This is a genomic window from Ferrimonas pelagia, from assembly GCF_039543565.1.
Lineage (GTDB): Bacteria > Pseudomonadota > Gammaproteobacteria > Enterobacterales > Shewanellaceae > Ferrimonas > Ferrimonas pelagia.
On the sequence record NZ_BAABJZ010000006.1, the window covers coordinates 50,035 to 63,014 of the forward strand.

Consider the following 12,980-nt stretch of genomic DNA (forward strand, 5'->3'; position numbering starts at 1 on the left):
GATGAAGTCAAAGCGGTTACATTACTTTTTGAGTTTGCGCTGGAAGTTTATTCTGGCGTTGGTGTCGATGCTGTTGTTGGTCAGTGTTGTCATCGGCCTGCTTGGGGTGCATCGATTCGGCCAGCAGTTGGATAATGTTGTTGAGCAGCAACACGATTATTTGTGGCGCGATTATCACGTCCGGCTTCGTTCAGAAGAGAAGCGTTTGACCGCCTTTAGCCAAGAGATGCTGCTGATGATGGGGGATGACAGTCATCAGCTGGAGCTGGGCCGAATGGATCGCATGCTGGATGACAGCTGGGCGGATTTTGAGCTTTATTGGGGGCTTAAGTCATTACAGGTCTTTAATGATGCGCTTGATATGCTGTTGGTTTACGGCAATGGGGGAATTACCGCAGACGGCTGGTTACAGGAAAGCTTTCGCACCGGGGAGCCGATCAATCGCGTGCGGTGCAGTGAACAGTGTTTTATCGATGTGGCGGTGCCCGTGCTGGTTGACGATGAGATCAATTCGCTGGTGTTTACCACGGGTTTTGAAGAGGTTCTGGCGCAACTGACGGAGAATCACCAGGTTGAGGTGGCGATGTTGGGGCAGGAGATCGCTGGTAGCCACAGCCCTTGGCAGCGCCCGTTTTTAAGCTTAACCAATCGCGGGGAAAACATGCATCGGTTGGGCGAGGCCTCCGCGTTGGTTGGGCTATCGGAGCTGCTGGAGTCGCCGGGACAGCTGGAGTTAGGCCAAGAGGATTGGGTTTTTTTCAGTTGGATCGTGGCGGACACGGGTGAGCGGATCTTGCTGTTCAGAAACATCAACGATCTGGTGAGCAGTGAAGAGGCGTTTGTCAGTGATCTCATGGGTATCCTATTGTTGGCGATGATGCTGGCGGGGGCTCTGGGGATCGCGCTGTTTTGGCGACCGCTGGCGCGCATACGACGTTTGGGTCAATCCCTGCCTCTCTTGGCACAAAGCCGATTTGATGATCTGCGTGAACGCTTACAGCGGGATCGGGGCCGTTTTCGCGATGAGTTGGTGCAGCTTGAATCGACCACCTTGGATGTGGCCAATCAGCTAGAGCGATTGGAAAGCGATGTTGATCGTTATACCAATGAGCTGCAGCGCATGGCCATGATGGATGCCCTGACGGGCTTGCCGAATCGGGCCATGTTTCATCACGAGCTGGCCAAGTCGCTCGGGAGTATAGGGCGGACGGACGAGCAGATCGCCTTGCTGTTCCTCGATCTGGATGAATTTAAGCGGGTCAATGACACGCTGGGTCACGATGTGGGCGATGAGCTGCTCAAAACCGTGGCCAATCGATTACAAAAAAGCGTGCGCAGCATGGACACCGTATGTCGTCTTGGCGGCGATGAGTTTACCGTGATCGTACGTGGGTTGGAGTCTGAGTCAGATATTCACCGGATCATTCATCAGATCTTTACCACGTTGCAGCAGCCGCTGCAGTTGGGGCGACATACCCTGATCATCACCACCAGTATTGGGGTGGTGTTCTGTGATAATCCCATGGCAAGACCCGAGGAGCTGCTCAAGCGTGCCGATCTGGCGATGTATCAAGCCAAGCAGGCCGGACGCAGTAACTATCGAGTCTTTAACGAGCAGATGCTGGAAAGTGCTTCACGTAAGTTAATGTTGGAGCAGGATATCCGTACGGCGCTGAACGAGCGACAACTCTATCTGGCGATGCAGCCGATCTTGGATCTCGCCCAAAATCGCGTGGTGGGATTTGAGGGCCTGGTTCGTTGGCAACACCCGACTCGGGGTTTGGTGATGCCTGGGGAGTTTATCAAGGAGATCGAAGGCAGTGAGCAGAGTATCGAGCTGGCTCACTATGTTATCGAGATGGCGTTTGAGATGCTTGGCCGCTTCAGTCGCAAGCTGGAGAGCGATCAATTCTATGTGTCCGTTAACCTGTCACCCAGCCAGTATCTTCAGACTGAGTTGGTGGCATTTTTGCAGTTGCAGTTGGAGAAGCATCAGGTTGATCCACGTCGGATCGTACTCGAACTGACGGAAGAGGTTCTGATCAAGAATTTGGATAAGGCGATGCATATTATGCATCAACTCAAATCCATGGGGATTAAGATCGCCATTGACGACTTCGGAACCGGCTACTCTTCGCTGAGCTATCTCAAGCAACTGCCCTTTGACCTGCTTAAGGTGGATCGCGGTTTCGTTTCCGATCTCGATAACTCGGATGTGGATCGTAACATCGTCACCAGTGTTATCGAGCTGGCGCATAATTTGAAACGGACAGTGATTGCGGAAGGGGTGGAGAGCCACGATCAGCGCCAATTCCTGTTGCAAGCCAAGTGTGATTGCGTCCAGGGGTTCCTCTATTCAGCCGCATTGGATGAGCAGCGGATCATGGCGCTGCTGGAGCGATTAGGTCCCGATCTTGAGTGGCATGATGAGGAACGTTTGCTGGGACGTCAGGCGCGTTAGTCGCTGTTGACCGCCTCTGTGGCGGGCGTGAGTCGCAGGACGCGTTGAACGTTGGGCATGCTTATGTCATAGGAGGCAGCAAGGCGCTCCAGCTCTCGCTTTTGCAGTAGCAGACGCGCGTTGTTGCTCGCATCGAGTGGCTGGCGCAAGTGCTGAAAGTCCTCGAGGCATACGCACAAGATGCGGCGTTGCTCCTGCTCTTCAATGGACTGATAGATCACATTGGGGCAGGCCTCTGTGCGCCATGAGCCCTGCAGACAGGGCTCGGCGGCAAGCGGTGTGATCAGGAGGGCGCTGAGCGCGCACACGAACCACGGTTTCATCTACTTATTTACCCGCTGCTCAATCGCGTCCATCAGCATTGCGCTGATGTTGGTTTGATATGCCGCATCGATCTCGCGCACGCAGGTTGGGCTGGTCACGTTGATCTCGGTGAGGCGATCGCCGATCACATCCAAACCAACGAAGATCAATCCACGTTTTTTCAGTTCAGGCGCCACGGCGCGGGCGATGGCCCAATCGCTGTCGGACAAGGGGCGCGCTTCTCCTAAGCCACCCGCGGCCAGGTTGCCGCGGGTTTCGCCGCCTTGTGGGATCCGCGCCAGGCAGTAGGGCACGGGCTCGCCATCCACCACCAGAATGCGCTTGTCCCCTTGCTTGATCTCAGGGATAAACTTCTGAACCATCGCGTAAACTTGGCCATGTTGGGTCAGGGTTTCGATGATCACCCCGAGGTTGTCGCCGTCCGCTTTGATGCGGAAGATCGAGGCGCCGCCCATGCCATCCAGCGGTTTGATGATGATGTCACCATGCTCGGCGTGGAAGGCTTTGATCTGCTCGGCTCGGCGGGTCACTAGGGTGGTGGGGGTGTGCTCGGCAAACCAGGCCGTGAACAGCTTTTCGTTACAATCCCGCAGACTTTGCGGCTTGTTAACGATCAGGGTGCCCTGCTCTTCTGCACGCTCCAGCATGTAGGTCGAGTAGACATACTCGGTATCAAACGGTGGGTCCTTGCGCATCAGCACCACATCCAGATCGGCCAAATGGGCGTCTACCGGTGGGGCCAAGGTGTACCACTGCTGTGGATCTTCGGCGACGGTCAGCGCCTGCATTCGGGCACGGGGCTCGCCTTGCTGCAGGTAGAGATCGGACATCTCCATGTAGAACAACTCGTAGCCCCGGCTCTGGGCTTCCAGTAGGAAGGCGAAGCTGGTGTCTTTTTTAATGTTAATGCTCGAGATGGGATCCATCACGATACCAAGCTTGATCATCTAGGGCTCCTTATCCCAGATCGCCGAAGCGAACCTGAAGTGCGGTTATGGCGGTCAACGCGGCAGTTTCAGTGCGCAGCACGCGAGGGCCTAACAGGATATCAGTAAATGCTTGCTCAGCGGCAGTGGCGATCTCTTCGCCAGAGAGGCCACCTTCAGGTCCGATCAGCAGGCGTAACGCGGTGACGGGCTGCGGCAAGGTGTTGATGCTGTATTGGGCGCGGGGGTGCAGGTTCAGCTTTAAGCCATCGAACGGCTCACGTAACCAGTCATCGAGTTTCATTACCGGGCGCACCTGCGGCACCACATTGCGGCCACATTGCTCACAGGCGGCGATGGCGATCTTCTGCCATTGGCGGATCTTTTTATCCAGCCGATCGCCGGTGAGCTTGACGCCACAGCGCTCCGACCAAAGTGGTGTGATGGAGGCAACACCCAGCTCAACGGCTTTCTGAATGGTGAATTCCATTTTGTCGCCTCGGGAGATCACCTGACCCAGATGCAGATCCAGTGGCGATTCGCTGCTGTGTTGTTGCCGCTCATCGATGCGGACCGTGACTGTCCGTTTGCCCGCCTCGGTGATGGTGGCCAGGTACTGATCGTCTTCACCGTTGAACAGGATCAGTTGCTGCTCTGGCTGCATTCGTAGGACGCGGCCGACATGATTGGCACCGTCTTCATCCAGTGCTACGTGTTGTCCGGCTGTCAGGGCAACCGGTTGATAGATCCTAGGTATACGCATGTGGGGCTCGTTATCCGTTGCACTGCTCACTGATATAAGGGTTGGGCCATCCCATCCGCTCACTGATGAGCGTGTGACGATGGCATTCGTCTTGTTGTGCCGGGTACATTGTATGCCAGGCGCGATAGAGTTTCTCCTGGCTGTCGGAGAGATCGATGCGGTATTGCTCAGCCATGTACAGGTAGGCGCGCGCGATCGGACCACGAGAGTCCATCGGGGGTTGGGCTCGGCGGCCTTTGAAGTCCACTACCATCTCACATTGGCCGTACTGGCTGGCGGCTTCACCCCAGACGGTGAAGCGATAATTGGAGCGATCGCCATTGACCTCGCCGATGGCGGGGTGCAAGTTGTGCAGATCCGCCTCCATACGACGAAACGCATCGTCTTTCTGACATTGGCGACGTCCGCCGGTTTGCCAGCAGCGTCGCTGATGACCAAATTGCCACGCGGGCATGACATGCTCCCACTCGATGCGGTTGGCTCGAACCGGTTGCTTGCGCACCTGATAGCCACAGGCGTCCAGATCTGGGATCAAACGCTTGCCCTCATTGGTAAATGGGCAGGCGCAATAGAGGGATCGTTGGGGCAGCGCTTGGGTATAGAGCTCAAGCAGGTGGCGTTTGGCTTGGGAAAAGGTTTGTGGAGCGGCAGACAGCGGCAGGCTGAGTGCGGCGAACAGAAATAATATTGGGGTACGCATAGAACAAACAACAAGTTAGAGATGGCGCAGGGTCAAGGCGACCGAGTTGCGAAGGAAGTCGAGCGGGTGTTGGCTAGTCGCAGGCCTGCAGTGGAGTATTGCAACGCCGGCACTGATATTGAGCTTGGCCTCGTTGCACCTTGTTGTGGCGCCGAACGGTCAATTGGTGAGCCTGACATTGGCAGCGGTAGGCGTAGGTTTGAGGCCGGACGCTGCTGACATCGAAGGCGTGGCAGGTGCGGCCTTGGCGATCAAACACCGACTGCATCAGGCTTTGCCATTCTCGGCCATGGGGGCGCACGCGGCCATGCAACTGCCAGACGAGCAGGTGGGCGATCTCATGGGGCACCACCTCGTCGATAAAGGCGTCGGGGTTTTGAGCCAAGAGCACGGGGTTGAAGCGGATCCGGTTCTGTTGCAAATGCGCCACGCCGGCACTTTGTCCGCGCAGCCGAAACTCGATCTGAGGCAGGGGAAAGGGTCGCTGTAGGCGCTGCTGCGCCTGTTGGTAGCACTGCTGAACGCGATCGAGAACGGCTTGTTGCAACTGCACAGGGGAACGCTGGCTCATACCCACTCCAAAACAAAAACGGCGTCAGTATACTCGGCTGCGGCGGGCTGTCTATCGCCCGCCGCAACCGGAAGGGTCGAGGCCGTTGTGCTCGGGCCCGCTATAGGGCGAGGGCGGCGTGTTCGATCATGGCGTGCAGTTGTTCGACGATGGCGCGATTGTGCGCCGGCTCGAAGCCGTTCACCTTGGGGGTGTGGATATGACCGATCGGCACCGGGCTGCCAAGCAACTGTTTCAGCAACAGGCTGCGGTAGCTGATCTCATTGGACAGATAACCGCCGCCGGAGCCCTCGACCGAGACCGTGCCGTCGAGCTGATGAAGGGCCTGCGCCTCCCGTTTGCCGTTAAGGGTGCGGATGGTGCGATTATCGCGGATGGCATAGGGGCCGGTGGCCTGCTGCATCTGGGCCGCGGGCAGGCTGAACTCGACAAACTCCGGGCCGTGTAACTCGGCACCATTGAGGCTGGGCGGAAGGGGGGTACTTTTGCTGGCGCCGGTGTGCACATTGCGGTTATCGGGGGCGCTGGCGCTGCGGTTGCGTCCTGGGAATCGCTCCAGATCAAACTGGTCGCGGCCCATGGAGACGGTCAGGATCAGATCGACGCTGTTATCGCGCAGATAGGGGGTGAGTAGCGATTCGATCAGGCCGTCATCAAAGTCCTGGAATCGCACTGGGATCAGCACCGATTCGATCTGGGCCCATTGGCCGTTGACTTGCCAGCGCTTGCCGTCGAGTGCGAGCGCAGCAAGCCCCGAGGGATTGGATTGGTCGAGCTGCTGATCGAGCTGAAACGGGTCGAAGCCCGTCAGCAGGATACGGATCTCCGTCGACTCATCGAATTGGATATCGCTCATGCCTCTGGACGCATTCTCGACGGTGCTGAGTAGGATCTGGCGTTGCCACGGGGCGATACTGAAACCGGCCGGGGCGGTTTTCAGCTCGCGCCGTAGCGCCAGTCGGTGCCAATAGAGTGGCCGATCGTCCCAAACGCCGCTTTGAACGTCTTCGACGGCAGTCCGCCAAAGGGCGTTGGCGTCTTCAGCCACTTTGCGGGTCACCGTCAGTTCGCCGGGATCGGCGCGATAGCGTTTAAGTAAGTGGTCCAGTTGCGGCTGATAACGATTGAGCAGCTCGGGTTGATGCTGCGCCAGAGCGTTGAGGCGTTGCTCTTCGATATCCAATGGCAGTGCCATTGCCTGGCCGCCAAGTAGGCTGATCGCCAATCCCCATCCTTTGATCGTCACGTCGGGCTCCTGCTAAAGGGTGTATGGTGACAAGTTAACCGGATCTGTGAGCAGCAGCAAAGATCCTGTTGATGCGGTTATAACATGCACCTATTCAAACAGTGATAACTTCAATTTCGGTCTGCCGGATCCCCTTGCTAACCTATGTCTATCTTATGTGCTGTATTCCGCTTAGTTCTGTTTAAGTAGTCGTTATGATTGAAGTTGGCTCGAGAGCCTATGTTTGTGCGCGCAAGGCGTTGGCTTTGGGCGCCTTGATGGTGTTTGGCAATTTGTACCTGCTGCAGCCGCTGCTGCCCCAATTGGCTCAGCGCTATGACTTGGCGCCGAGTGAGGCCAACTGGGCCCATGCCGCCTGCTTTTTGGGGTTGGCGGTGGCGTTGCTGCCCTGGGCCTTGCTGTCGGAGCGGATAGGGCGGCGTAAGGTGATGCTGATCAGCTTGACGCTGATCCCGCTGATCGGCGCGGCGGGCACGCTGGCGCAAGCGTTTTGGCAGATCGCCGCCGCGCGGGCGGTGATGGGGGCCACCTTGGCCGGATTTGCTTCGGTGACGGTGGCCTATATGGCGGAGGAGTTTTCCCCCAAGGCATTGGCATTGGCGGTGGGCGGCTTTGTTGCGGCCAACTCCATCGGCGGGATCTTAAGCCGTTTGGCGGGGGGCGGTCTGGGTGATCTGCTCGGTTGGCGTGGCACCTTGTTGGTCGTCGCTGGGATCAGCTCGGTGGCATTGATCGGCGTCTGGCGCTGGCTGCCGCAAGACACACTGTTTCGACCCAGTCACAACCTGAAAGCCTCTCTGCGGGATATCTTTCGTCATCTGCGTGAGCCGCGGCTGGTGCTGGCGATGTGGATCGGTGGCTTGAATTTTGCCTTGTTCGTCAACCAATTCTCCGCCATGGGCTTCCGTTTGGTCGCGCCGCCGCACAGCCTGCCGGTGGCGGTAACCTCGCTGATCTTTATCTGTTACATCACCGGCACCTTTACCTCATCCCTGTCCGGTCGCTGGAGCCTAAAGTACGGCCCGCTGTCGGGAATGCTATTGGGCACCTTGATCGCCTTTGCCGGGATCCTAGTGGCGCGGATAGACACCCTGTGGACCATGGTACTCGGGATGTTGATCCTCAGTGCCGGTGCTTTTCTGGTGCATGCTCTGGCCTATGGCTGGGTCGGACGCGAGGCACGTTATGCCAAGGCTGGCGCCACGGCGTTGTACTTAGTGCATTACTATCTGGGCGGCAGTTTTGGCGGCTTCTGGCTGTTGTGGTGCTGGCAGAACTGGGGCTGGGATGGCGTCGTGGGGGGCTCTGCGGTGGTGTATCTGACCATGGTTACACTGGTGATGGGGTTGGTGCGACGTAACCGCAGTCATCTGGCCGAGGCCGCGGCGTGAACCCGAACGGTTGACGGAGCTTGGGACAAAAAAAGCCCGCGTCTCATCGAGACGCGGGCTTTTTTGTTACGGCGTTCGGGGCTTACAGGCCCGCGTCGGCGCGCAGTGCTTCGGCTTTGTCGGTTTGCTCCCATGGGAACTCAACGCGGCCGAAGTGACCGTAGGAAGCGGTCGGCTGGTAGATCGGGCGCTCCAGGTGCAGCATCTGGATCAGGCCGTAAGGGCGCAGATCGAAGTGCTTGCGGACCAGAGCGATCAGCTTGTCTTCAGACAGCTTGCCGGTGCCGAAGGTCTCGATGCTGATGGAGGTTGGCTCCGCTACGCCGATGGCGTAGGAAACCTGGATCTCACAGCGATCGGCCAGGCCAGCAGCGACGATGTTTTTCGCCACGTAACGGGTGGCGTAGGCAGCAGAGCGATCCACTTTTGATGGATCTTTACCGGAGAACGCGCCACCACCGTGACGGGCCATGCCGCCGTAGGTGTCAACGATGATCTTACGACCGGTCAGGCCACAGTCACCCATCGGACCGCCGATCACGAAGCGACCGGTTGGGTTGATGTGGAACTTGGTGTCTTTGGTGATCCACTCTTGTGGCAGCACGGGCTTGATGATGGTGTCCATCACGCCGTCACGCAGATCCGCAGTGGATACGGTGTCACAGTGTTGGGTGGACAGCACAACCGCGTCGATGCCGGCAACGGTACCGTCGGCGTTGTAGGCGAAGGTCACCTGGGACTTGGCGTCCGGGCGCAACCAAGGCAGGGTGCCGTTTTTACGCACTTCGGCCTGACGCTTCACCAGACGGTGAGAGTAGGTGATCGGCGCTGGCATCAGCACGTCGGTTTCATTGCTGGCGTAACCGAACATCAAACCTTGGTCACCGGCACCCTGCTCACGCGGATCGGCTTTATCAACACCTTGGTTGATGTCAGGCGATTGCTTACCAATGGCGGACAGCACCGCACAGGAGTTGGCGTCAAAGCCCATGTCGGAATGGGTGTAGCCGATGTCGCGAACGGTCTGACGGGTGATCTCTTCGATATCAACCCAGGCCGAGGTGGTTACTTCACCACCCACCATAACCATGCCGGTCTTCACATAAGTTTCGCAGGCGACGCGCGCCTTAGGATCTTGAGCCAGGATCGCATCCAAAACCGCATCAGAGATCTGATCGGCAATTTTATCTGGATGACCTTCGGACACCGACTCAGAGGTGAACAGGTGACGTGCCATAGGAAATTCTCTCGTCTATCTATACTGAAAGGCGTGTAGAAGCATCTACATCTGGACGGCTATTTTATGGATTTTTGACGCTTTTGCCAGTGCTGTCGATCAAAACGTTACACCTTCGCCTGTAAAATGCAGGTTCGGTACAGTGTAGACCGAAACCACAGCGCTGGATTTTGCTAGGCAAAGTGGGTATAAATGCGCGGCTTAGCCTAAGGGCTAGCGGATTTTTAGCCTGATTTTGGTCGGATTGAGGTGGTATGGTTCTCGAGGCGTAAGCCGTGTAAGCAGCGCTTGCACGGCATCCAGTGGTTATCCCTGACGCGGTGGCACAGTGCCTCAGTCGGTCCCTGTCGGTTCCTCCCCCTGCTCGATGATTGCGATCATCGCTTCCCCTCAATTCGGCACTTTTTTTGTTCGGTTCCATCATTGTGAACCATGCTGTGAGACAGCCACTGTTTTGCGGCCCCATTTCTGTGTTTGAACACAGCTTGCGGAGAAAAAAGCCATGAGTGATACCCGTTACCTGGAAACCCTGTACCCGTCTTACGGCCAGCAGTTTGAGATGGAAGAGGTGCTGTTTCGCGCCCCGACCGAGCACCAGGAACTGATCATTTTCAAAAACAAACGATTTGGTCGGGTGATGGCGTTGGATGGGGTGATCCAAACCACTGAGGCGGATGAGTTCGTTTATCACGAGATGCTGACCCACGTACCGATGTTTGCCCACGGCAATGCCAAACGCGTGTTGATCATTGGCGGTGGTGACGGGGGGATCTTGCGTGAGGTGCTGCGCCACCCTGGCGTGGAGCACGTGACGCAGGTTGAGATCGATCAGCAAGTGATCGAGATGTGCAAGCAGTACCTGCCGAACCACAGTGCCGGTGCGTTTGACGATCCTCGTGCGACTATCGTGATCAGCGACGGCAAAGAGTACGTGATGAACAGCAGCGACAAGTTCGATGTGATCATCTCCGATTGCACCGATCCGATCGGCCCGGGCGAAGCCCTGTTCGAGTCCGACTTTTACAAGGGCTGCAAAAACTGCCTGACCGAAGGTGGCGTATTTGTGGCGCAAAACGGTGTGCCCTTCATGCAGCCGGATGAAGCGGAAACCACCAAGGCGCGCCTGCAGCCGTTCTTCGCCGATCGCAGCTTCTATTGTGCCGGTGTCCCGACCTACATCGGTGGCGTGATGTCACTGGCGTGGGCCACCGACAATGCCGCACTGCGTCAGCATTCCACCGATGTGATCGCCGAGCGCTTTGCGGCAGCGGGCTTTAAGACCCGTTACTACAACCCGGCTGTGCACACCGGCGCGTTCGCCATGCCACAGTATCTGGTGGACCGTTTGGCCCTGATTGATTGATTTAGTGACTGATTGGAGACGCCGGCAGTGAACTGGACCGTTGATAACGCGCTGGAGCTATACAACGTGCCCTATTGGGGCCGTGGTTATTTCCACATTAACACCGATGGCAACGTTGAGGTGCGCCCAGAGCGGGGCGATCCGCAGCGACGGATCGACTTAGCCCGGCTGACCGAGCAATTGGTTGCCGAGCGGGACGCCAAGCTGCCGTTACTGGTGCGTTTTCCCGATATTTTGCACAGTCAGGTGCAGGGCTTGTGTGGTGCTTTCCGCGCTGCCATCAATGAGTACGGTTATCGTGGCGATTATCTGGCGGTTTACCCGATCAAGGTGAATCAGCAGCGCAGCGTGGTTAACGGTCTGATCGCCGGCGGTGGCGAGCAGCTTGGGCTGGAAGCCGGCTCCAAAGGTGAGCTGATGGCGGTACTGGCGATGGCCCAGGATGCGGCGTCGGTGATCGTCTGTAATGGCTATAAGGATCGCGAGTACGTGCGTTTGGCACTGATCGGACAGCAGATGGGCTATGAGATCTATCTGGTGATCGAAAAGATGTCCGAGCTGGAACTGGTGATGGAAGAGAGCCGCAAGCTGGACGTGGTGCCACGCTTGGGCGTTCGCGCCCGTCTGGCCTCTCAGGGCAAGGGCAAGTGGCAATCCTCCGGCGGTGAAAAGTCCAAGTTTGGCCTATCGGCGATGCAGATCCTTACCCTGGTCGAGCGCTTGCGCGGCGAAGGGCGGCTGGATTGCTTGCAGCTGTTGCATTTCCACCTTGGTAGTCAGATCGCGAATATCCGTGATATCCAAAAGGGGCTGACTGAATGTGGTCGCTTCTATATGGAGCTGCGCAAGCTGGGTGCTCCCATCTCCACCGTGGATGTTGGGGGCGGACTCGGGGTCGACTATGAGGGCACGCGCTCGCAAAGCGCCTGCTCGGTCAACTACTCGCTGCAGGAGTATGCCAATAACGTGGTTTACGCCATTGGCGATGTGTGTCAGCAGTATGGCTTGCCGCATCCACGGTTGATCTCCGAATCCGGCCGCGCCATGACCGCGCACCATGCGGTGTTGATCGCCGATGTGATCGGCGTTGAGGCCTATCAACCGGAGTCGGATCTGCCCGCTCCGCAGGCGGGTGCGCCAATGGTGCTGCGTAACATGTGGCAAACCCTGGAAGAAGCGCGCAGCAACACCGACGTGCGGGCGCTGGGGGAGATCTACCACGACACCATCAATGATCTGGCCGATGTCCATGCCAAGTATAACTACGGCTTGTTGGATCTGGGCCAACGCGCTTGGGCTGAGCAGGTCCACCTGCAGGTCTCTTGGAACGTGGCGCGGCAACTGTCGCCCAAGAACCGCGCGCATCGGCCGTTGATAGACGATCTCAATGAGAAGCTGGCGGACAAGTTCTACGTTAACTTCTCGTTGTTTCAGTCGCTGCCGGACGCCTGGGGGATCGATCAAGTGTTTCCGGTGTTGCCGCTGTCAGGACTGGACGAGAAGCCAGACCGGCGCGCGGTTATTTTGGATATCACCTGTGACTCCGACGGAACCATCGATCAATACGTCGACGGTCAGGGCATTGAAACCACGCTACCGATGCCAGCATGGCAAGCGGAAAAGCCTTACCACATCGCATTTTTCATGGTGGGGGCTTATCAGGAGATCCTCGGCGACATGCACAACCTGTTTGCCGACACCGAGGTGGTGGACGTGCGACTCGATGCAGGGGGTGAGCTGGAGATCGTCGAGCAGGTGGAGGGCACCACCGTGGCCGAGGTGATGGAGTACGTCAACCTAGATCCACAGGTGATCCTGCAGCGCTATCGCAGTCGACTGGACAGCCAGGGGCTGGAGGCGGCGGACAAGGCCAGTTTCCTCGACGAGTTGGAAGCTGGCTTGCAGGGTTATACTTATCTCGAACCTTGAGTAGAGCGCTGTTCAAAAAAGGCCCATAAAGGGCCTTTTTTTATGAAATAAATCGCATTTTTACAGTGA

At 57.4% G+C, this 12,980-nt stretch carries 11 protein-coding genes; 4 read left to right on the forward strand and 7 right to left on the reverse strand.

What is annotated here, in order from left to right; all coding sequences use genetic code 11:
• Position 1 precedes the first annotated feature (1 nt).
• The gene (locus ABEA08_RS02110) at positions 2-2,461 is read left to right on the forward strand and encodes a bifunctional diguanylate cyclase/phosphodiesterase (RefSeq protein WP_345332823.1); all 2,460 of its coding nucleotides are present in this window, start codon (positions 2-4) and stop codon (positions 2,459-2,461) included.
• Here ABEA08_RS02110 and ABEA08_RS02115 read toward each other — a convergent pair.
• The 6 genes from ABEA08_RS02115 to ABEA08_RS02140 all read right to left on the reverse strand — a co-directional run bounded on the left by ABEA08_RS02115 (position 2,458) and on the right by ABEA08_RS02140 (position 6,991).
• Entirely contained in the window at positions 2,458-2,784 is a 327-nt protein-coding gene (locus ABEA08_RS02115; RefSeq protein WP_345332826.1) for a hypothetical protein, read from the reverse strand. The genes ABEA08_RS02110 and ABEA08_RS02115 overlap by 4 nt on opposite strands.
• Positions 2,785-3,732 (reverse strand): glutathione synthase, encoded by a 948-nt coding sequence (gshB, locus tag ABEA08_RS02120; protein ID WP_345332829.1) that lies wholly within the window; start codon positions 3,730-3,732, stop codon positions 2,785-2,787.
• A gap of 10 nt (positions 3,733-3,742) precedes the next feature.
• Entirely contained in the window at positions 3,743-4,474 is a 732-nt protein-coding gene (gene rsmE / locus ABEA08_RS02125; protein ID WP_345332832.1) for a 16S rRNA (uracil(1498)-N(3))-methyltransferase, read from the reverse strand.
• Between the two features lie 10 nt (positions 4,475-4,484).
• Positions 4,485-5,174: an endonuclease gene (locus tag ABEA08_RS02130; RefSeq protein WP_345332833.1), complete on the reverse strand. Its 690-nt coding sequence runs from the start codon at positions 5,172-5,174 to the stop codon at positions 4,485-4,487.
• A 73-nt stretch (positions 5,175-5,247) separates the two neighbouring features.
• A complete protein-coding gene (locus tag ABEA08_RS02135) occupies positions 5,248-5,745 on the reverse strand; it encodes a SprT family zinc-dependent metalloprotease (protein ID WP_345332836.1) in 498 nt (165 codons plus the stop codon).
• A 100-nt stretch (positions 5,746-5,845) separates the two neighbouring features.
• Positions 5,846-6,991, reverse strand: coding sequence for a hypothetical protein (locus ABEA08_RS02140; protein ID WP_345332839.1), 1,146 nt, complete (start codon positions 6,989-6,991; stop codon positions 5,846-5,848).
• A 194-nt stretch (positions 6,992-7,185) separates the two neighbouring features.
• On the opposite strand from ABEA08_RS02140, the gene ABEA08_RS02145 reads away from it, so the two are divergent.
• Positions 7,186-8,382 (forward strand): MFS transporter, encoded by a 1,197-nt coding sequence (locus ABEA08_RS02145; protein ID WP_345332841.1) that lies wholly within the window; start codon positions 7,186-7,188, stop codon positions 8,380-8,382.
• Between the two features lie 82 nt (positions 8,383-8,464).
• On the opposite strand, the gene metK is transcribed toward ABEA08_RS02145, so the two are convergent.
• Positions 8,465-9,619, reverse strand: a complete 1,155-nt coding sequence (metK, locus tag ABEA08_RS02150; RefSeq protein WP_345332843.1) for a methionine adenosyltransferase — start codon at positions 9,617-9,619, stop codon at positions 8,465-8,467.
• A gap of 502 nt (positions 9,620-10,121) precedes the next feature.
• On the opposite strand from metK, the gene speE reads away from it, so the two are divergent.
• Positions 10,122-10,982: a polyamine aminopropyltransferase gene (gene speE / locus ABEA08_RS02155; RefSeq protein WP_345332845.1), complete on the forward strand. Its 861-nt coding sequence runs from the start codon at positions 10,122-10,124 to the stop codon at positions 10,980-10,982.
• Between the two features lie 12 nt (positions 10,983-10,994).
• Positions 10,995-12,911, forward strand: coding sequence for a biosynthetic arginine decarboxylase (gene speA / locus ABEA08_RS02160; protein WP_425557314.1), 1,917 nt, complete (start codon positions 10,995-10,997; stop codon positions 12,909-12,911).
• The last annotated feature ends 69 nt before the right edge of the window (positions 12,912-12,980 follow it).